Source organism: Chryseobacterium hilariae, from assembly GCF_051400735.1.
Classification (GTDB): domain Bacteria; phylum Bacteroidota; class Bacteroidia; order Flavobacteriales; family Weeksellaceae; genus Chryseobacterium.
In genome coordinates this window covers 487,021-508,451 of sequence record NZ_JBLFFJ010000003.1, presented here as the reverse complement: position 1 = coordinate 508,451, position 21,431 = coordinate 487,021, and the positions used below count along the sequence as shown (strand labels likewise).

The window sequence follows — 21,431 nt, the reverse complement described above, 5'->3', positions numbered from 1 at the left end:
GCTGCTTATTTTACAACAAATACGATGTTGATGAAAGATGCTGAGGTAGCATTGGATAAGACATCATAATTTAGTACACCTGTGCTGCTGATGCTGTTTATCCTGAATACAGAGGCATCATATCCCGTTACATAATAATACAGATCTGTTGCATTTGGAAAAAACGGAATTGAAGCCGGAGCGGATGCACTTCTTGCATTCGTTGGTACATTCGAAAACTGATTTTTATACAAAGTGTACAGGTCTTTTGTCTGTCCTGCTGCAATAGTGGTCGTATCAAAAACCACGCTTGGCATGTAGAAAAATTTAGCTACATACGGAGAAAGGCATACCCAGTCCGGAGTGGCTGGAGTTCCTACGTTTTGGCTGATACATTTCTTGTTGACATCAAAAATAACTAACCCTGTAGCAGGACTAGTGACTGTTGCAACGTTGCTGATTCTCGGTAAAAGAACTCCTTTAGAGGTACTTGTAATGTCTAAAGCGGAACTTTGGTCAGGGGTAGAAGTATTAATACCCACCTGGGCGGTAATGGTACATGAAACCATTACCAGAATTAGGGTGATAATTTTGTGCATTTCGAAATAATGTTTTTTTTGTGTGTTGTTTTGTGTTGTTTGCTATTAACAAATTTCTTGCCAATAATAAAATTAATTATAATTTAAAATTCTCTTTATTTTATATTATAAAAATTTCGGCAAATGTATATAAAAATTATTAAAAATAATCACATAAAATTTATGATATAAACACTTGATTCACCATTTTGGGAGTATAAGATGAATATTTTCAGTATTAATGGAGGATCAACAAAAAAAATAAAATTTTTCAACTTGAGTGTTAAAATATGTTAAAGTCTTATTGTAAATAAAAAAGCACACTTAAAAAAGCGTGCTTTGATATGATGTAATGTTGTTATTTAAGTACTATGCCTCGCAGGCGGAACAGGTCACAAAATTGACCATCATTTCCTTAGAAACGGAAGAACTTCTTTGATAATAAAGAGTTTTTACTCCTTTTTTCCAAGCTTCGATATAAAGATAATTGACATCTTTTACCGGCATTGTAGATGGAATCTGTAAGTTCAGGGACTGTGCCTGATCAATATATTGCTGTCTTTGAGCAGCCTGAGAGATGATTTCCATAGGAGAAATCTCTTTGAATGTCTTGAATACTGCTTTCTCCTCATCGGTAAGCTCTTTCAAGTGCTGTACAGAACCATGGTTCAGCATGATGGTTCTCCATGTTTCCTCATTATCAAGACCTTTTTCTTCCAGTAATTTTGCTAAATATTTGTTCTTACGCATAAAGTTTCCTTTGGCAAGACCAGCTTTATAATAGTTGGATGCAAACGGCTCAATTCCCGGAGAAGTCTGTCCTAAGATTGCAGAGCTTGAAGTGGTAGGAGCAATAGCCATTGTGGTGGTATTTCTCAGTCCGTATCCTTTCAATAATTCCGGTTCTCCATAGATGTTGGCTAATTCCCTTGAAGCAGTTTCTGCCTGTTCTTTGATGTGTTTGAAAGCTCTTGCATTGAACTGAGTCGCCTCAAAACTTTCAAACGGGATCATATTTTTCTGTAAATAAGAATGGTATCCTAAAACTCCCAATCCAAGCGCTCTGTGACGCAATGCGAAGTTTCTGGCTCCCTGCAGGTAGTAGTTTCCTTCTGTTTTTTCGATGAATTCAGTCAAAACAGCATCCAGGAAATAAACAGCTAATTTTACAGCATCTGTATCTTTCCACTCGTCATACAATTCCAGGTTCATAGAAGATAAACAGCAGATGAAAGATTCTTCTCTGGTGGAAGGAAGCATAATCTCAGAGCAAAGGTTACTTGCATTGACAGGCATTCCCAGATCCTTATAAACCTGAGGTTTGTTTCTGTTAACATTATCGGTGAAGAAAATATACGGAAGACCTTTTTGCTGGCGGCTTTCAAGAACTCTTGCCCAGATCTTACGCTTATCCATATCCCCATCAATCATATCCTGCATCCAGTAATCTGGAACGCAGATCCCTGTAAACAGGTTCTGGATCGGGCTACCGATATCTTTGATGGATAAGAATTCTTCAATATCTCCGTGGTCAATATCCAGATAAGCAGCAAAAGCACCTCTTCTTACGCCTCCCTGAGAAACTACATCCATCGCTGTATCGAATAATTTCATGAACGAAACCGCTCCTGAAGATTTTCCGTTATCTGTAACTGCTGTACCTCTGTTTCTAAGCTCTCCGAAATATCCTGAAGTTCCACCTCCGATTTTCGTCTGCATGATTACTTCACCCATTTTGTGGGTAATTCCTTCAATACTGTCCGGAATGTGAACATTGAAACAAGAAATAGGAAGACCTCTCTGTGTTCCCATATTCGCCCATACAGGAGATGAGAAACTGATCCATCCTTTGGTGATCATTTCTTTGAAAGCGGGCTGTAGTTCCGGCTTGTATAATTTTTTTGCAGCTGCAGTGGTAATTCTGTCGATGGCTCCGTCCACAGTTTCTCCTTTCAACAGATATCCTCTGTTCAGCATCTGCTCAGACTCTTCATTGAGCCACCATATATTTGAATTTTGTTCTTCCATAGATGTTATATTTTCGAATTCCGGAGCAGTGTTTGTGCTCCGGAATTTTGTTGCTTTTTTATATTGATTGTAATATTTCTACTTTGTGCGTACCGTTCAGTCCGCTTTCATCTCTTAATCTTTGAAACTCCTTAAAAGAAGGGGTATTCAAAACCTCATGCTGAACCTCTTCATTAATGTAGTTTGAATAATGTAAAAAAGTAACGCCGTCTTCTTTTACATACACCTTATACTCAAATGTCTCCTGGTCCAGATTTTTAAAATCATCCAGAAACGTTTGGATATGGGTCTTGTTTTCTGAAACGTATTCAGGTTTTACGGTGTAGGTTACAATTACATTGATCATTATGTGCTTTGAATTTTTTGTTATTCCGAAGAGTGAGGAAATCATTATTTGAATGAATACTTTATGATAGGCTCAGTATGATATGCTAATACTATCTGCTTTGACGCTCGCTTCGCTCGCGCTATTCTTCTTCCATTTCCTTTTCTAAATCACTCAACATTTTGATTAATTCTCTAACATCTTCTTTATCCAAAGCAATATAACCAAATTGCATGTTATCATTGTTTGGACCTACACCAATATAAACTTTGTTATCTTGATTTATATAACATTCAAGTTCATTATTGTTTTTGTCATATAGCACTGTTCTTTTTGGCATGGTGCGAATTTTTAATGAGAAATTATTAAAAGATTAAAACAAATCGTTCGCTGTAATACTCTTATCATGCTTCGTATAATCTACCGGTCTTTTGGCAAAGAAATCATCCATAGAATTCGCGAAAACTTCTTCTTCAAACCATTTCATTGGACGGTATTGCTCAGGAGTAACATTGTAACGGGTTTCCATATTGATTTTCTTCAAGCTGTCGTCTACACGGTACTTCATGAAGTTTAAAAGATCTTCTTTTGAGAAAACGCTTAATTCTCCCAGTTCAAAGATCCAGTCAAGGATTTCACCTTCCAGCTCAATGGACTGATCTACCAATGTGTAGATATCTTCAATATCTGAATCTGTCAACAGATCAGGCTGTTCTTCACGGATCTTGTTGATTAGATAGATTCCTGCATTGGCGTGGATCTGCTCGTCAACGGATGTCCATGCGATGATATTGGAAACATTCTTCATATACCCTTTGAATCTTGTGAAAGAAAGGATGATTGCAAATTGTGAGAAAAGCGATACGTTTTCGATGAGAATGCTGAATAATAAAAGAGAAGATACGTATTCTTTCGGTGTTGTAGAATTGGCGTGTTTCAGAACATTTGACAGGAAGTCAATTCTCTTTTTCACGGCAGGAATTTCTATAACATTGGAAAATTCTTCGTTATATCCCAATACCTCTACCAATCGGGAATAGGCTTCAGAATGACGGAATTCGCATTCTGCAAAAGTAGCTCCAAGGCCGTTGAATTCAGGTTTTGGCAAGTGATTGTATAGGTTTCCCCAGAATGTCTTTACGGACACCTCGATCTGTGCAATGGCTAAAAGTGCATTTTTCACAGCATGTTTTTCGTGCGGCTCTAACTGCGAATGAAAATCCTGAACATCTGCAGTAAAATCCACTTCCGAATGCACCCAGAACGATTTGTTGATCGCCTCTACAAACTGAAGAACCTCAGGGTATTCAAATGGCTTGTAACTTACTCTTTTATCGAAAATTCCCATATTAAAATAGCTTTAAAATTAAATAATCTGCATCACTGTGGATAACGTTGAAGTAATGCTTAACTTCTTGTATGTTTGGTATTTACATGAGAAACATATTCACATTCCTAAGTGTCGGTTTCTTGTAAAGAACTAATGACAAAGTTCGAAAAAAAGAACTGATTTTGAAAGAGGTAAATACTAATTGGCTGAGTTTTAACTGTAAAAGTTTTCCACATTTACATGAAACCAGCACGGATAATGGCTTAAACGGGGGTAGAGCCATAAAATAAATGAAAAATTAAAGTTACAGTTAAACACTTTTTAGTAATGTATTGTAAATACAGGGGTGATAAGTTAAACAATAAAATTTTCGAATAAATTATTGTTCTTGTAACAAATTGAAAATAACATCTACTTATTGGGTATAAAACAAGCATCACTTCATGTTAGTAATTCAGGATTTACATAAATCATACGATACGGGGAAAAGCAAGCTGCACGTTCTTAAGGGGATTAATCTTAATATTTCCGAGGGCGAGTTTGTTTCTATTATGGGAAGTTCCGGTTCCGGGAAATCTACGCTTCTTAATATCATCGGTATTCTGGATGAAAAAGATTCAGGAACTTACGAGCTGGATAATGTTCCGATTGAGCATCTGTCTGAAGTGAAAGCTGCAGAATACAGAAGCAAATTCCTGGGCTTTATATTTCAGTCTTTTAACCTGATCAGCTATAAAACAGCTCTGGAAAATGTAGCACTTCCTTTATATTACCAAAACGTTCCGAGAAAAGAGCGTAACCAGAAAGCATTGGAATACCTGGAAAAAGTAGGTCTTGCACAATGGGCAGGCCACCTTCCCAACGAGCTTTCAGGAGGACAAAAGCAGAGAGTTGCTATTGCAAGAGCCCTGATCACAGATCCTAAAGTAGTTCTGGCCGATGAGCCAACCGGAGCACTGGATTCTAAAACAACACACGATATTATGAAGCTTCTTCAGGATATCAATAATGAAGGAAGAACCATCATCGTCGTAACACACGAACCGGACGTAGCTGCACAGACGAAAAGAAACGTAATACTGAAAGACGGCATCATAGAAAGTGACGAGTTTATCAAGCAAATTGTTTTATAATTAATAGTGAATTTTGCTTCGCAAGTGAATTTTTTTAAGTCAATTGTGAATGTGATTAGGCTATCGAAAACACACCAATGAAAATGAAAAAAAATAATTATGTTTTTAAATCTGAACCATTATAAACTTGATGTTTATCAATCGGCCAGACAGTTAAGAATTGAATGTTATAAAATTTTATCTGGAATTCCGGATAGTGAGCGTTTTAATCTTACAGACCAGATACGCAGAGCTTCAACTTCGGTAGTTTTAAATATTACGGAAGGATGTTCCAGAAAATCGGAAACCGAAAGGAAAAGATATTTTGAAATAGTCAGAGGCTCCGTGATAGAATTAGATTCCTGTTTTGATATAGTTATAGACTGTAATTATATCAAAAAAGAAGAATTAGTAAAAATTGAAAATTTAATAAAAACAACATTTATCTTACTGAGCGGAATGTTGAAAAAGAAATAGAGAAAGTGAATTGTCAATTAGAATAATTTATTTAAAAACAATTGACAACAGGGTTAATTGACTTCGGAGAAAATTCACAACGCAGTTAATTGACTTTTTACACAGTAAAAAATAAAAACTATGTTTGACCTAGATCGTTGGCAGGAAATATTCAGTTCTATTCGCAGTAATGTATTGCGGACGGTGCTTTCGGGGTTTACAGTGGCTTTGGGGCTGTTTATTTTTGTTGTTCTTTTCGGAATAGGGAAAGGGCTTCAGAATGCCTTTACCGAAGGTTTTGCAAGAGATGCACAGAATCTTATCACGATCTATACGGGCAAAACTACGCTGGCTTATAAAGGACTTCAGTCTGACAGAACCGTGACGATGGATAATGAAGATTATGATTTCCTGATCAATACAGATAAAGAAAAAGTAGGTGATGCCAGTCCAAGATATACCACAAGCTTAATGGTAAAATACGGAAAGGAAAGCGGTACTTACCAGATCAACGGTGCAGAACCGGGAGAAAAGACGATTGAGAACAGGAAGATGCTGGACGGACGCTATCTTTCGCCTATGGACCTTGCAAGAAAGCAGAATGTAGCTGTGATCGGAAGAATGGTTCAGCGTGACCTGATCAAGAATGGAAGCCCGGTAGGAAAAGACCTGAATATTAATGGAACCATGTTCAAAGTAGTAGGAGTATTTTCCGATGACGGAGGAGACTGGGACGAAAGACATATTACCGTTCCCATTACAACCCTTCAGCAGATGAAAAAAGGTTCAGATACAGTATCTACAGCATATATTGCCTATAACGAAAAGCTAACTCCACAGGAAGCCATTAAATATGGTGATGAGCTTAAAGACCGCTTGAAAGCGAGGAAAAATGTTGCTCCTGACGATGAAAACGGAGTCCGTGTCTGGAATAATGCCCAAAATATGAACGAAACTTTCCAGTTTATGGCAGTGCTTACCCTTATTGTAGGTTTTATTGGATTAGGAACCCTGCTGGCAGGAATTATCGGGATCAGTAATATCATGGTGTATATCGTAAAAGAAAGAACCAAAGAGATTGGCGTCCGTAAAGCTATTGGAGCCAAACCGAGAAGTATTGTAGCCCTTATTGTACAGGAAAGTGTCGTGATAACGGTAGTTTCAGGAATTATAGGGGTTGCAGTAGGAGTATTGGCACTTAGCTTAATAGGAGACAGCCTCGAGGAATATTTCATCAAAAGCCCGAGTGTAGGATGGGGAACCATCTTCATGGCATTTATAGCTTTGGTATGTTCGGGGCTTATTGCAGGATTCGTTCCGGCATACAGAGCTTCCAGGATCAAGCCGATAGAAGCGTTAAGAACTGAGTAATGATTTGGTAATCAGATGCTCAGGACAGCATCATTAATCAATCATCATTTATATTATTATAAACTTATAACTCAAAGAAGTGAACATTTTATTTAAAAAAGATACTTGGCAGGAAATTTATTATTCACTGAGGAATAATAAGCTTCGGACGTTCCTTACCATGATTGGTGTAGGCTGGGGAATGTTTTTATATGTGAGTCTTCTTGGGGCGGCAAAAGGGATGGAAAACGGTTTCGATAAGCTATTCTCCGGATTTGCGACCAACTCTATTTTTCTTTGGGCACAGAAAACCTCTATTCCATATGAGGGATTTCCGAAAGGAAGGGAAGTCCACCTCCAGTTATCCGATATGGAAATGTTGAAAAGAAAAGTGATTGCCATAGATTATATCTCCCCACAAAATGCCAGAGGAAGCTTTACAGGAACGCCGGGCGAGTCCATGTCGAGAAACGGTAAAAACGGCACCTATTCCCTTACAGGAGATTATGCTGTGGGAAATAAAATTTCTGAGAAAAAACTTATTTTCGGACGTTATATTAACGATGCTGATGTTATGGGAAATAAGAATGTCGTGGTGATTGGAGAAGAGATCTACAAGAACTTCTTTGATGCTAAGAAAAAAGAAAATCCGATTGGAAAACAGGTTAATATAAAAGGCATATTCTTTAATGTAATTGGTGTCTTCAGAGTAAAAAAAGGAGGTGGTTTTGAAAATGACCGGACTGCTTTTATTCCTCTTTCAACCTATACAAAAATGTATAACGCAGGAGAACAGATTGACATGTTTGCTATCGTAAGTAAGCCCAATGCCAACGTTAATGGAGTAGAAGAGAATGTAAAACAGGTGCTGAAAACAAAAAATAAAGTATCTCCCGAAGATACCAATGCATTCGGAAGTTTCAACTTAGGTAAAGAATTTAAAAAACTGACAGGTTTCCTCACAGGAATGCAGCTTTTAACGATCATTGTAGGAACGCTGACCATTCTTGCCGGAGTTATTGCCATCTCGAATATCCTTCTGATCACGGTAAAAGAAAGAACAAAGGAAATCGGGATACGAAGAGCTTTAGGAGCGAAACCGGCTGAAGTAAGAAATCAGATCCTTCTCGAAAGTGTTGTTATTACGCTCTCTTCGGGTATTCTCGGATTCATGTTTGGGATATTTGTCCTGATCATTTTAAATGCAGTCACCCAGAACCAGGATGAATTTCCGTTCTACAACCCTACTGTAAATTATGGAAACGTATTTGGAGCCATGGCAGTAATGGTAATTCTTGGTCTGATTATCGGGATGATCCCCGCACAGCGTGCAGTAAAGATCCGGCCGATTGAGGCCCTGAGATCAGAATAGTAATATGTTAATTTGAAAATAAAATAATATTTTAATTTGAAAATGATGAAGATTTTTTTAAATGTTTAAATTCTTAAATATTTAAATTCTTAAATATTTAAATCCCTTCAATTAATTTTTCTCCTTTTAATCGTAAAAAATAAACTAGATATATGAAAAAGAAATTCACTTGGAAAAAAGCCATTTATATTGTACTCGGGCTTTTATTTGCAGTGGCATTGATCTTCGGGATCGGGTATCTCGTAAAATCAAATTCTAAAGAAAGTGAAGCTTTCCTGACCAGAAAACCAAAATACCAGGACATGGAAGACAAGGTAATGGCAACAGGAAAGATCATTCCGAAGGAAGAGATCGAGATCAAGCCGAATATTGCAGGAATCATTGATAAAATTCTGGTAGATGAAGGAGATAAAGTAACCGCAGGACAGCTGATCGCTACAGTGAGAATCATCCCTAATATTGCTGATGTAAATAACGCACAGCAGGAAGTGGTGAACTCTCAGCTGCAGATCAGCAACGCTAAAATGAATGTGGATAATATGCAGAAGCAGTATTCTATGCAGGAAAAACTGTACAAGCAAGGCGTTATTTCCAAGCAGGAGTATTTAAACTCTCAGCAGCAACTGTTTTCACAGCAGCAGGCCCTTAGAAATGCCAATCAGCAGCTGGCTACAGCTCAAAAAAGATTACAGATCGTAAAGACGGGGGCTACTCCGGAACTTCAGGGTCTTGCAACTACGCAGATCCGTTCCAAAGCAGCAGGTACTGTTCTTGAAGTTCCTGTAAAAGTAGGAAGTCAGGTAATCGAGGCCAACTCATTCAATGCAGGGACCACAATATGTTCCATTGCAGACCTTAATTCTTTGATCTTCCAGGGAGAGATTGATGAAGCTCAGGCAGGGAAGCTGAAGCAGGGAATGGATATGAAAATCGTGATCGGTGCCCTTCAGAACAAAACATTCCCGGGAAAACTGACCATGATTGCTCCTAAAGGAAAAGATAACCTCGGAACCATAAAATTCCCGGTAGAAGGTGACGTAAACAATCCTAACAACGAATATATCAGGGCTGGATTTTCTGCCAACGGTGAAATTGTCCTTAAATCTGAAAAAAATGCATTGCTTTTGGATGAATCACTTATCCAGTACGAAAAGAAAAACGGGAAAGACACTCCTTTTGTAGAAGTGAAACAGCCGGATGGTAAATTCAAAAAAGTATATGTGAAATTAGGGGCCAGCGACGGGATCAATGTACAGATCCTTTCAGGAATTACCAAAGACTCTGAAGTGAAAGTATGGAACCCTTCCGATAAAGACAAAGAAGAGCTTAAAGAAAAGAAAAAATAGTAAATAATCACTATATATTTAAACTGTATGATCCTGGGAAATCTTTCCCGGGATTTTTATTTTTTAATGGACTGAGCTGATGTAATGGATATTTTTAATAAATTGTCTTGTAAGAAACATTAACCATACAATTTCATAACCATGAAGAAAAGCTACCTGATTCTTTTTTTCTTTATCATTGTAAAATTCATCCTTCAATATTCCCTGATCAGCTCTGAATATGAATTACACAGAGATGAATATCTGCATCTGGACCGAGCAATCATCTGGCCTGGGGATATCTTTCCATTCCTCCAGTGAATTCATGGCTGGCCTGGTTGATCAAAATACTCGGAGGGTCCGTATTTTGGGTAAAATTTTTCCCGGCACTCTTCGGAGCCTGTCTGAAAAACGAACGGAATAGAACCAGGATTGTACCATAAAAGTCTTCAAAAATAATTGATTCGCAGATCAATCCGACAATAAATATATGGGCTGCAAGCGATTTTAAATTTTAATAAGTTTAGAATCAGCTGTTTCCCTTTTTAGATATTTTTTGATTTTTGTAATAATATTAATGCAACAATATTGCATTAATGAAATTTTATTTTAACTTTGTAATACAAACGCGAAAGCTAAAGTGAAAACAAACTAACAGCCCATATTTAATACAATGGAAAATTTTGAGGTTATTATCATAGGAGGAAGCTATGCCGGATTATCAGCGGGAATGTCCTTAGGAAGATCATTAAGAAATACACTGATCATCGATAGCGGGAAACCATGCAACAGGCAGACGCCCCATTCACATAACTTTATTACGCAGGACGGACAAGCACCAAAAGAAATTGCTGATCTTGCCCGAAAACAGGTCGAAGCATATGATACGGTGAAATTTCATGAAGGTTTCGTTATAAAACTGAGAAAAACAGATGAAGGATTTGAAGCGGAAACCTCTGCCGGCGAAAAATTTTACGCCAAAAAGCTGATCCTGGCATCAGGAGTGAAGGATATTATGCCGGATATTCCCGGATTTGCAGAATGTTGGGGAATTTCAGTCCTGCACTGTCCTTACTGCCATGGTTATGAAGTGAGAAATCAGGTCACCGGTATCCTTTCAGATGGTGATATGGGCTATGAGTTTTCAAAACTGGTGTACAACCTGACGAAAGATCTTTTTCTGTTCAGTAATGGAGAGTCGGCTCTTTCAAACGATCAGAAAAGCAAACTGGCTCAGAATAATATCAATCTTGTTGAAGATGAAATTGAAAAAATAGAGCACGAAAACGGAAACATCCGAAAAATCATCTTTAAAAGCGGAAAGGAAATCTCTTTAAAAGCACTGTATGCTAAAATACCTTTTGAGCAGAACATCAATGCTTCCGGAGATCTCGGCTGTGAGCTTACCGAACATGGGTTTATCAAAATTGACGCTATGCATAAAACCAATATTCCCGGTGTTTTTGCTTGTGGGGACAATGTCACCATGATGAGGTCTGTAGCCAATGCTGTTGCCCAGGGAAATTTCACAGGAGCTATTGTCAATAAAGAGCTTGCAGACGAAAGTTTTTAATTATATATTATAAATTGGTGCCGTCCCCGCAGAAATCTTCTGTGGGGATTTTTATTCAAAATTTTGTTACTAAAATATATTATCGTAATATTGCGATATAATAAAAATCATGGGTGCTACAAAAACAGATTTCTTTACAGATGAGCAGAATAAGATCGCGGTCATTGCAAAAGCTTTAGGGCATCCGGCAAGAATTGCCATTATTGAATATCTTCTGAAAGTTAATGAATGCATCTGTGGGGATATTGTCAATGAATTGCCTCTTGCACAGCCTACCGTTTCCCAGCATCTGAAAGAATTAAAAAATGCAGGCCTGATTAAAGGAAATATTGAAGGAAATACTGTATGCTACTGCATTGATGGAAAAGCATTTGAAATTTTAAATACTTTCTTCACAGATATTATTTCCACTGTTAAAAAACAGAATTGCTGCTAAAAAAATTTGAATTGGTTAATCGTAATATTGCATTATAACAATTAAAATATTGAATTATGAAATTATCAGACATTAAAAACATTTTGCGAGGGTTGGAAAATGTAGAATTTCAGCTGGAGGACGGAAGATTTGTACCAGAACACTTCCACGTTACGGAAATAGGAATGGTTACCAAAAACTTTATCGACTGCGGAGGAACCATCAGAAAAGAAGAGCGTGTGAATTTTCAGCTCTGGAATGCAGAAGATTATGAACACCGTCTTAAACCCGGAAAATTGCTGCATATCATCAATCTGTCAGAAGAAAAGCTGGGAATCGGAGATTTTGAAATTGAAGTGGAATATCAGGATCAGACTATTGGAAAATATGATCTGGAATTTAACGGTAAAAACTTTGTCCTAAAAAATAAACTGACGGCTTGTTTAGCAACAGATGCCTGTGGAATTCCTCAGGAAAAGCAAAAAATAAGCTTAAGCGGGCTGAAGAGCAATCAGGATTCTAGCTGTACACCAGGTTCGGGCTGTTGCTAATATTAACTTTTATAATGACTGGAATGTATCCTAAATTGACAAAATATATAGAAGAACTTCTTTCTATAGAGATCAGTGAAGAAAGAAAAGCTGTGCTGCAGCCATTAATAGATTTTATAAAGCAGAAAAAAAGAAATCAAGAATTAATATCTGTTAATTTTATCTGTACCCATAATTCCCGGAGAAGCCATCTTGCCCAAATCTGGGCACAAACTGCATCCGCCTATTTTAAAATATCTAATGTAAACTGCTATTCCGGAGGAACGGAGACAACTGCTTTATTTCCTAAAGTTGCTGAAACATTGATGGAAGCTGGCTTTCATATTTGGAAATTAAGTGAAAGCGAAAATCCTGTATATGCTGTTAAGTATTCTGAAGATGCTTTACCTGTCATTGGATTTTCTAAAAAGTATGATGATCGTTTTAACCCAAATACAGGTTTTGCTGCAGTTATGACCTGCTCTCAGGCAGATGAAGGATGCCCTTTCATTTCAGGTGCAGAGAAACGTATTCCTGTTACCTTTGAAGATCCGAAAATTTCAGATAACACACCTGAACAGACCAGAATATACAAAGAAAGAAGTCTGCAAATCGGCGCCGAAATGTTTTATGTTTTTTCCCAAATAAATCATTAGAATGAAGACCAAATTAAAATTTCTTGACCGGTATTTAACACTTTGGATTTTTCTGGCCATGATCATCGGAGTCGGTTTGGGATATTTTTTTCCTGGAATCTCTGTAATAACAAATTCATTTTCTTCAGGTACCACCAATATCCCTTTAGCTGTCGGGTTAATCCTGATGATGTATCCACCTCTCGCGAAGGTAGATTACAGCTTATTACCACAAGTGTTCCGGGATAAAAAAGTAATATCTGTTTCGTTATTGTTAAACTGGGTTGTAGGTCCAGTCTTAATGTTTGTTTTAGCTGTTATTTTTCTTAAGGATGAGCCGGATTTTATGATAGGGCTGATCCTTATAGGCCTGGCAAGATGCATTGCCATGGTTATTGTATGGAATGACCTGGCAAAAGGAAACCGGGAATATGCAGCTTTGCTGATCGCTTTAAATAGTATTTTTCAAATTATATCCTATAGCTTTATGGTATGGCTGTTTATTAATATTCTTCCTCAAAAATTAGGATTGGGTAATTTTAATGTTTCTGTACCCATCGGCGATGTAATGGAAAGCGTCTTAATTTATCTGGGAATTCCTTTTTTAGCAGGTTTTCTAAGCCGTTATTTTCTTACACAACTCAAAGGAAAAGAATGGTACCGCCAAAAATTCATTCCTTTCATATCACCTGTTACTTTATACGCCTTATTATTTACGATTGTCTTAATGTTTAGCTTAAAAGGGGATAAAATATTGGAACTGCCGATGGATGTTGTAAAAATTGCAATTCCACTGATCATTTATTTTGTATTGATGTTTTTTATTAGTTTTTTAATAAACAGATGGCTCAAAGTTCCTTATGATAAAAATGTATCCATTGCTTTTACGGCGACAGGAAATAATTTTGAATTGGCTATTGCGGTAAGTATTGCTGTTTTTGGAATTCATTCATCACAGGCTTTTGTAGGTGTTATCGGCCCATTGGTGGAAGTTCCTGTATTGATTTTATTGGTTAAAGCAAGTTTATATTTAAAAAGAAGCTATAAACTGAAGTAAAAAGTCACAATTGATGGTAAATTGCTGCATAATACCTGAAATTTTATTCCCAAATCAGACTTCAGGATAAAGAAATCTTACAGGAAATTCCGTACATTTGGGGTGAAAAATTTCAAAAACTAAAAGTAAAATGGACATTATTTTCGACCTGATTGAAAAAGAGAGACAAAGACAATCCCATGGATTAGAGCTTATTGCATCAGAAAACTTTGTTTCTGAGAACGTAATGAAAGCAATGGGAAGTGTACTGACGAACAAATATGCTGAAGGATATCCCGGAAAAAGATATTACGGAGGCTGTGAAGTAGTAGATGAGGTTGAAACATTAGCCATCAACAGAGCAAAAGAACTTTTCGGTGTTGACTATGTTAATGTACAGCCGCACTCAGGTTCTCAGGCGAATGCTGCCGTTTATCTTGCAGTTTTGAAAGCAGGAGACAAAATCATGGGTATGGATCTTTCAATGGGAGGGCATCTTACTCATGGTTCAGGAGTTAATTTCTCAGGGATTCAGTATCAGGTGGTTTCTTATGGTGTTCAGAAAGAAACAGGACTTATCGATTACGATCAGATGAGAGAAGTTGCTTTGAGAGAAAGACCGAAAATGCTTATTGCAGGTTTCTCTGCTTATTCAAGGGATCTTGATTATGCTAAATTCAGAGAGGTTGCGGATGAGATAGGGGCTACACTTTGGGCAGATATAGCTCACCCGGCTGGTTTAGTGGCAAAAGGGTTGTTGAATTCTCCGTTTGAACACTGTCATGTAGTAACGACTACTACCCACAAGACTTTAAGAGGTCCAAGAGGAGGAATGATCATGATGGGCAAAGACTTTGAAAATACATATGGCCACAAAACGCCAAAAGGAGAAACAAAAATGATGAGCCAGGTATTGGACGGAGCAGTTTTCCCTGGAATTCAGGGCGGACCGCTGGAACACGTTATTGCCGGTAAAGCTGTTGCTTTCGGTGAGGCATTGGACGGGCAGTTCGAGACCTATGCCAAGCAGGTTAAAGCCAATGCACAGGCACTGTCAAAAGCAATGACAGACAGAGGTTTCGATATCGTAAGCGGTGGTACAGACAACCACTTAATGCTGGTAGACCTTAGAAATAAGAATGTAAACGGAAAAGAAACAGAAAAGGCATTAGTGCTTGCAGACATTACATGTAACAAAAATATGGTTCCTTTTGATGACAAATCACCGTTCACAACTTCCGGTATCAGACTGGGAACTGCAGCGATTACGACAAGAGGTCTTAAAGAAAATGACATGGATACTATTGCAGGACTGATTTCTGATGTGGTTGACAATATTAAAAATGAAGAAGTTATTGCTTCGGTAAGAAAGAAAGTAAATGAACTGATGGAAGGCAGAGCTCTGTTCAACTATTAATTTGATTTAAACATTATAATAAAGAATGGGCATCTGTCCATTCTTTTTCATATCTATTATGGAGAAAAAATCTTTCACCTTTGATGAAATAAAACTGAAACTGGTAAACTACTGTGTTTATCAGGACCGTTGTCATGCGGAGGTTGAGCAAAAAATGAAAGAATTTCTGCTGATTGATGAGGCAAAAGATGAAATTATCCTGTACCTTCTGAAAGAAAATTATCTTAACGAAGAAAGATTTACACGCAGCTATATAAGAGGAAAGTTTTATATCAAGCACTGGGGCAGGAATAAGATCAGAATGCATCTTAAACAGAAACAGATCTCAGAAAAACTTATCAACAGCTGTTTTGATGAAATAGATGAAGATGATTATGAAAAAATCATCAAAAAAATCTTCGAAGATTACTATTCCAGACAAAAAGGAATACAGGAATATCAGAAAAAATCTAAAACAATAAAATATTTAATGAGCAGAGGCTTTGAATATGAAAAAATAAATGATACTTTTGACGAAACATAAATAGATAATTGAAAAAAGAAAAAATTTGGCTCTCACCTCCTCATATGGGAGGAAATGAGCTTGAATATATACACAACGCATTTGATACCAACTGGATTTCCCAATATGGCTCCAATATAATTGAATTTGAAAAGAGTCTGGAAAATTATTTAGGCAATGATTCGCATGTCACTGCTTTGTCTTCCGGTACTGCAGCTATTCATCTGGCGCTAAGATTATTAAATGTAGAGGAAGGAGATTTTGTGATTTGCCAGTCTTTTACATTTGTAGCCTCTGCTAATCCAATTCTTTATCTCAAAGCCGTTCCTGTATTCGTAGATAGCGAAAGCCACACCTGGAATATGTGTCCGAATGCTCTGGAAGATGCTGTGAAATACTGTGTCCAACAAGGGAAAAAGCCTAAAGCCATTATCGCAGTATCTTTATACGGAATGCCATTTATGGCGGAAGAAATACTCCAGATTTCAAAAAAACATGAAATTCCTATTGTTGAAGATAGCGCAGAAGCACTGGGCAGTAAATACAAAGGACAGCCTTGCGGAACTTTTGGAGATCTTTCTGTTATAAGCTTTAACGGTAATAAAATTATTACAACCGGCGGTGGCGGAATTTTGATCTCAAGAAATGCACATTTCAAAAGCAGAGCACTTATCCTTGCAACACAAGCTAAAGACAATACAGAATTTTACAGCCATTCTGAATTAGGATATAATTACAGGATGGATAATATCGCAGCAGGGATGGGAAGAGGGCAGATGGAAACATTGGACGAAAAAATTAAACAAAAGAGAAAAAATCATGATTTTTATCAAGAACTGGTGAAAAATAATAAAAATATTGAACTATTTTCTGCTCCTAATAATGATTTTTTTTCCAACTATTGGCTTAATACCGTTATTTTAAAAAATGAACTTTCGAAAGAAAAACTTAGAGAGATATTTTCGCAGAACGATATAGAAACCAGATATCTATGGAAGCCAATGCATCTTCAACCCCTCTATAAAAAGTGTAAGTTTTTTGGAAATAATTTATCTGGTACACTTTTTGACACAGGACTTTGCCTGCCGTCAGGGACCAATTTAACGGATGATTGCAGATCCAGAATTTCTGAGGTAATACAAAATAAAATATATTAAATTTATTTTATTTAAGTATAGATAGGATTTTATTTTAATTTTGTACCATCAAAACGAATATTAATAAAGTAGGTTTACCCATTTAAATATGAACATAAATACAGGCAATGTACAACTCTCTTAGAAAAAAAATATTTGGAGGTGATAATGTTGTCAATCTCTCAGACGTAAGATATCTTCCCAGATGGATAATACTTGTAATAGATATTATTATTCTGGTGATGTCTTTATTTCTCTCTACTTATACAATTGAAAAGATTACCCAAAAAGAGTTTATTTATCATGAAGACAAAAGCATCGTTTTTGCTTTTATTATTTTGATAAATACAATTTTTATGTATTTTTTCAAAACCTATGCAGGAATCATAAGGCACTCTACGTTTATTGACCTTTTCAAACTGCTGATTTCCTGCTTCTGCACTATGACTGTAGTGGGGTTGGTTAATCTTATCTATTTCTGGTCTACAGGCGGAAAGTTTATCCTTACACCATTCCTGATACTGTACTTTATCATTTCTTTTATGGGACTGTTTCTCTTCAGACTGTATGTGAAAGAATTTTTCCACATTGTCAGAGAATATAGAAGGAGTGCTTTGAAAAAGAGAATTCTGGTACTTGGTATTGATGAACAATCTATTGCTATAGCACGTGCTATTTTGGATAACCCAAGTTTGCCTTATCAGGTGGTAGGCTTTCTTACCCAAAGAACAGATTCCAAAAGAGCTTCTTTATTAGGAAAACCTATCTATGAAAAAAGTAGGATTGAGGAATCTACAAAAGAAGATCTTATTATAGACGGAGTCATTATTGTAAAAGAAATGATGTCTAAAGATGAAATGAATTCATGGGTTAATTTATTTTTAGAGAAAGACTTAAATATATTCAAAGCTCCATCTGTACAGAAATTAAGAGACAGTGACTTGGGAGGAGCAATCAGGAACCTTCAGATCGAAGATCTGCTTAACAGGAAACCAATAAAAATAGAAAGCGAAGAGGTTAAAAGCAGACATTTTAATAAAAATATATTGGTGACTGGCGGTGCGGGGTCTATCGGAAGCGAAATCGTAAGACAGGTAGCACAGTTCAATCCCTCATTAATAGTTGTACTGGATCAGGCTGAAACGCCATTGTATGATATTGAGCTAGAAATGAAAGAGAAATTTCCTCATATCAGATTTAAATTTGTTTTGGCTGATGTTTCCAATATACATAGGGTTGAACCTGTATTTCAGACTTATAACTTTTCGATGGTGTACCATGCAGCCGCTTATAAGCATGTTCCGTTGGTTGAGGAAAATCCTAATGAAGCTATACGCGTCAATGTTTTAGGGTCAAAAAATATTGCCGTTTTATCAAGCCGTTATAAAGTCAACAGATTTGTAATGGTTTCTACAGATAAAGCTGTAAATCCTACCAATGTAATGGGTGCTTCTAAAAGAGCTGCCGAGTTATTTGTTCAGTCTTTACAGCATGTTGAAGGAAATACTACAAAATTTATTACTACCCGGTTTGGTAACGTGTTAGGTTCAAACGGTTCCGTTATTCCACATTTTAAAAGACAAATTGAAGCTGGAGGTCCGGTGACGATTACCCATCCTGATATTGTAAGATACTTTATGACCATTCCGGAAGCTTGTGAGCTGGTCCTTCACGCGGGAACAATGGGAAAAGGAGGTGAGATATTTGTATTTGATATGGGAGAACCTGTAAAAATACTTGACCTTGCCAGAAGAATGATTAAGTTATCAGGTTTTGAACCTAATATTGATATAAAAATAATATATACAGGTCTCAGACCGGGTGAAAAGCTGTATGAAGAGCTGTTAAGCGACAATGCAAAAACACTCCCTACCCATAATGAAAAAATTATGATTTCTAAAGATCCTGCGATGGAATTCTTAGAAATAGAGAATCTGATTATTCTGATTACAGATGCTTCAGTAATGGAAGATAAGGTAAGTGTAGTGAAGCTTTTAAAAACAATTGTTCCGGAGTTTAAGAGTAATAATTCTGTATATGAACAATTAGATAAATAAATTATAAATGTATATTTGTACAATTTTAAAATATGAAAAGTAAGATATTGGTAGTATTGGCTGCGTTTTGGTTGGTTTCCTGTAAAACTAATCAGAATGCAAAAAATGACCTAAATTATATGCAGAATATCGAGAAAGTGGCCATTGAATCCTCTTCTAAAAATTCTAATAATACAATACAAGTTGGTGATCAGTTAGTGATATTGATCACGGCTAAAGATATGGATGTTGTAAAGCCGTTTAATCAAAATTATTCTTCTTCAGAACTCGTTCAGACAAATATTTTAGCTGGCGGTAATACTCCTAATCAGGGTACAAGTACTATTTCCGGACCTACTTATATTGTAGATAATGAAGGGAATATAGATTTTCCAATTATTGGTAAAGTGAATACATCCAATAAAACACTAGTTGAATTCAAAGATGAGCTAAAAAATAAAATGACGCAGTACATAATTAATCCCACTGTTAATGTAAGGCTTGCGAATTTTAAGGTTACTATTCTTGGAGAAGTTAACAGACAAGGTGATTATACTATTTCAAACGGACAAGCTACTATTTTGAATGCATTAGGATTAGCAGGAGATTTGACTATGTATGGAAAGAGAGAAGATTTACTGGTAATAAGAACTGAAAATGGCATTGTTACACACGGAAAAATAAATTTATTGGATGCCAATTTAATTAATTCACCTTATTATAATTTAAAACAAGGGGATGCAGTGATAGTTCCAGCAAATAATAATAAAGATATAATGTCTAAACAAAATCCTAATACGGGAATATATTTAACGGCTGCTTCTATTGCAATAACTGCAGCTGCAGTGGTTGTAAGTTTAATAAAAAAATAGTAGCCAAACTTTTTATTTTATATCTGAATAATCTAAGGTTCATATGCTTTATTTTTTTAAGATTTGTTGTATGAGCAACTTAAAACACCAAAATGAATGAAATTAAATCTTATAAAATAGCCGTTATTGGTCAGGGGTATGTAGGGCTGCCTTTATCCTTAGAATTTTCAAATCATTTTCCAGTTTTAGGATTCGATATTAATACTGACCGGGTTTTACAGTTAAATGTTGGTGTAGATATTACGCTTGAGGCGAATCCGGAAAAACTTGTTGCAGGACTAAAGAAATATCAAAGTTCAAACGGCGAAATAGGCTATAAAGCTACAGGAAAATTACATGAAATTGCTGATTGTAATGTTTTTATAGTAACAGTTCCTACTCCAATAGATAAATATAATGCTCCCGATCTAAGGCCGTTAATAACTGCTTCTAAAATGCTGGGAGAAATCATTAAGAAGGAGGATATTATAATATATGAGTCCACGGTCTTTCCAGGATGTACTGAAGAAGAGTGTGTTCCTGTTTTAGAGCAATATTCTAAATTAATATTTAATAGGGATTTTTATGTAGGCTATTCTCCTGAACGAATTAACCCGGGAGATAAAATAAATACTCTGACAAGCGTGAAAAAAGTGACTTCTGGTTCTACAGAGGATATTGCTGAAGAAATTGATAATTTATATAAGAAAATCATTACCGCTGGTACATATAAAGCTCCAAGTATTAAAGTTGCAGAAGCCTCCAAAGCTATTGAGAATGCTCAGAGAGATGTAAACATCTCTTTTGTTAATGAATTAGCATTAATATTTGATAGAATGGGGATTGATACAACTGATGTATTGGAAGCAGCTGGAACTAAATATAATTTTTTAAAGTATAAACCGGGTTTGGTGGGAGGACATTGTATTTCTGTTGATCCATATTATTTAGCACATAAGGCGGAACAACTTGGATATCATCCTGATGTTATATTATCTGGTCGTCGTGTCAATGATTCTATTGCAAGATTTATTGCATCGAAAGTAGTAAAATTACTTATTGCTAAAGGGAATGTTATTAAAAATTCAAAAACATTGATTTTAGGAGTTACTTTTAAAGAAAATTGTCCGGATATTAGAAATACCAAAGTATTGGATATATATAAAGAATTAAAAGATTATGGGATCGATGTTGAAGTATATGATTCTTGGGCAAGTAAAGAAGAAGTATATGAAGAGTTTGGGATTAACCTTTTAGAAAATCTCACTGATGTAAAATATAATTCAATTATAATTGCAGTTTCTCATGAAGAATTTTTGAGATTGAATCTTGATGATCTGAAAAAGGAAAATGCTGTAATTTTTGACGCAAAGTCATGTATTGCCCGGCATAAAGTAGATGCTAGGCTTTAATTTAATAAATATAATACCAATTTTTTTGCAAGA

Annotated in this window: 21 protein-coding genes and 1 pseudogene; 17 read left to right on the top strand and 5 right to left on the bottom strand. The window is 36.2% G+C overall.

The features are described 5' to 3' along the window. Positions 1 to 5: 5 nt before the first annotated feature. The 5 genes from ACMGDK_RS12060 to ACMGDK_RS12040 form a co-directional block, all read right to left on the bottom strand. Entirely contained in the window at positions 6 to 578 is a 573-nt protein-coding gene (locus ACMGDK_RS12060) for a phage tail-like protein (protein ID WP_436808183.1), read from the bottom strand. A 348-nt stretch (positions 579 to 926) separates the two neighbouring features. Then, positions 927 to 2,594, bottom strand: coding sequence for a ribonucleoside-diphosphate reductase subunit alpha (locus ACMGDK_RS12055; protein WP_223560202.1), 1,668 nt, complete (start codon positions 2,592 to 2,594; stop codon positions 927 to 929). A 49-nt stretch (positions 2,595 to 2,643) separates the two neighbouring features. Next, complete coding sequence (locus ACMGDK_RS12050; protein ID WP_436808182.1) at positions 2,644 to 2,931, bottom strand: hypothetical protein; 288 nt, start codon at positions 2,929 to 2,931, stop codon at positions 2,644 to 2,646. A gap of 121 nt (positions 2,932 to 3,052) precedes the next feature. After that, positions 3,053 to 3,250 carry a hypothetical protein gene (locus ACMGDK_RS12045; protein ID WP_436808181.1) on the bottom strand — a complete coding sequence of 66 codons (198 nt, stop codon included), beginning with the start codon at positions 3,248 to 3,250 and terminating at the stop codon, positions 3,053 to 3,055. A gap of 33 nt (positions 3,251 to 3,283) precedes the next feature. After that, positions 3,284 to 4,258 (bottom strand): ribonucleotide-diphosphate reductase subunit beta, encoded by a 975-nt coding sequence (locus ACMGDK_RS12040; RefSeq protein WP_436808180.1) that lies wholly within the window; start codon positions 4,256 to 4,258, stop codon positions 3,284 to 3,286. Positions 4,259 to 4,683: 425 nt separating this feature from the next. Here ACMGDK_RS12040 and ACMGDK_RS12035 point away from each other — a divergent pair, with 425 nt between their 5' ends. From ACMGDK_RS12035 to ACMGDK_RS11955, 17 genes and pseudogenes are all read left to right on the top strand, one after another. Then, positions 4,684 to 5,373, top strand: coding sequence for an ABC transporter ATP-binding protein (locus tag ACMGDK_RS12035; RefSeq protein ID WP_034704703.1), 690 nt, complete (start codon positions 4,684 to 4,686; stop codon positions 5,371 to 5,373). 99 nt (positions 5,374 to 5,472) lie between these two features. After that, complete coding sequence (locus ACMGDK_RS12030) at positions 5,473 to 5,829, top strand: four helix bundle protein (RefSeq protein ID WP_436808179.1); 357 nt, start codon at positions 5,473 to 5,475, stop codon at positions 5,827 to 5,829. Between the two features lie 120 nt (positions 5,830 to 5,949). Beyond that, positions 5,950 to 7,179 carry an ABC transporter permease gene (locus ACMGDK_RS12025; RefSeq protein WP_436808178.1) on the top strand — a complete coding sequence of 410 codons (1,230 nt, stop codon included), beginning with the start codon at positions 5,950 to 5,952 and terminating at the stop codon, positions 7,177 to 7,179. A 79-nt stretch (positions 7,180 to 7,258) separates the two neighbouring features. Beyond that, entirely contained in the window at positions 7,259 to 8,530 is a 1,272-nt protein-coding gene (locus ACMGDK_RS12020; RefSeq protein WP_436808177.1) for an ABC transporter permease, read from the top strand. A 152-nt stretch (positions 8,531 to 8,682) separates the two neighbouring features. Then, positions 8,683 to 9,876 carry an efflux RND transporter periplasmic adaptor subunit gene (locus tag ACMGDK_RS12015; RefSeq protein ID WP_111956544.1) on the top strand — a complete coding sequence of 398 codons (1,194 nt, stop codon included), beginning with the start codon at positions 8,683 to 8,685 and terminating at the stop codon, positions 9,874 to 9,876. Between the two features lie 141 nt (positions 9,877 to 10,017). Further along, positions 10,018 to 10,256, top strand: a pseudogene (locus tag ACMGDK_RS12010) (glycosyl transferase); the annotation flags it as partial. Positions 10,257 to 10,528: 272 nt separating this feature from the next. Then, on the top strand, positions 10,529 to 11,428 hold the full coding sequence (locus ACMGDK_RS12005) for an NAD(P)/FAD-dependent oxidoreductase (protein ID WP_436808176.1): 900 nt from the start codon (positions 10,529 to 10,531) through the stop codon (positions 11,426 to 11,428). Between the two features lie 109 nt (positions 11,429 to 11,537). Further along, positions 11,538 to 11,864 carry an ArsR/SmtB family transcription factor gene (locus ACMGDK_RS12000; RefSeq protein WP_436808175.1) on the top strand — a complete coding sequence of 109 codons (327 nt, stop codon included), beginning with the start codon at positions 11,538 to 11,540 and terminating at the stop codon, positions 11,862 to 11,864. Between the two features lie 56 nt (positions 11,865 to 11,920). Beyond that, on the top strand, positions 11,921 to 12,394 hold the full coding sequence (locus tag ACMGDK_RS11995; RefSeq protein WP_436808174.1) for a DUF6428 family protein: 474 nt from the start codon (positions 11,921 to 11,923) through the stop codon (positions 12,392 to 12,394). 23 nt (positions 12,395 to 12,417) lie between these two features. Further along, positions 12,418 to 13,029 carry an arsenate-mycothiol transferase ArsC gene (locus ACMGDK_RS11990; RefSeq protein ID WP_436808173.1) on the top strand — a complete coding sequence of 204 codons (612 nt, stop codon included), beginning with the start codon at positions 12,418 to 12,420 and terminating at the stop codon, positions 13,027 to 13,029. A 1-nt stretch (position 13,030) separates the two neighbouring features. Continuing rightward, the gene (gene arsB / locus ACMGDK_RS11985; RefSeq protein WP_436808172.1) at positions 13,031 to 14,065 is read left to right on the top strand and encodes an ACR3 family arsenite efflux transporter; all 1,035 of its coding nucleotides are present in this window, start codon (positions 13,031 to 13,033) and stop codon (positions 14,063 to 14,065) included. Positions 14,066 to 14,195: 130 nt separating this feature from the next. Further along, positions 14,196 to 15,461 carry a serine hydroxymethyltransferase gene (gene glyA, locus ACMGDK_RS11980; RefSeq protein WP_436808171.1) on the top strand — a complete coding sequence of 422 codons (1,266 nt, stop codon included), beginning with the start codon at positions 14,196 to 14,198 and terminating at the stop codon, positions 15,459 to 15,461. Positions 15,462 to 15,519: 58 nt separating this feature from the next. Continuing rightward, a complete protein-coding gene (locus ACMGDK_RS11975; protein WP_436808170.1) occupies positions 15,520 to 15,984 on the top strand; it encodes a regulatory protein RecX in 465 nt (154 codons plus the stop codon). A gap of 44 nt (positions 15,985 to 16,028) precedes the next feature. Continuing rightward, positions 16,029 to 17,120: an aminotransferase class I/II-fold pyridoxal phosphate-dependent enzyme gene (locus tag ACMGDK_RS11970; protein ID WP_436808266.1), complete on the top strand. Its 1,092-nt coding sequence runs from the start codon at positions 16,029 to 16,031 to the stop codon at positions 17,118 to 17,120. Positions 17,121 to 17,227: 107 nt separating this feature from the next. Next, entirely contained in the window at positions 17,228 to 19,156 is a 1,929-nt protein-coding gene (locus ACMGDK_RS11965) for a polysaccharide biosynthesis protein (protein WP_436808169.1), read from the top strand. Positions 19,157 to 19,188: 32 nt separating this feature from the next. After that, entirely contained in the window at positions 19,189 to 20,007 is an 819-nt protein-coding gene (locus ACMGDK_RS11960) for a polysaccharide biosynthesis/export family protein (protein WP_436808168.1), read from the top strand. 92 nt (positions 20,008 to 20,099) lie between these two features. Further along, positions 20,100 to 21,398: a nucleotide sugar dehydrogenase gene (locus ACMGDK_RS11955; protein ID WP_436808167.1), complete on the top strand. Its 1,299-nt coding sequence runs from the start codon at positions 20,100 to 20,102 to the stop codon at positions 21,396 to 21,398. The last annotated feature ends 33 nt before the right edge of the window (positions 21,399 to 21,431 follow it).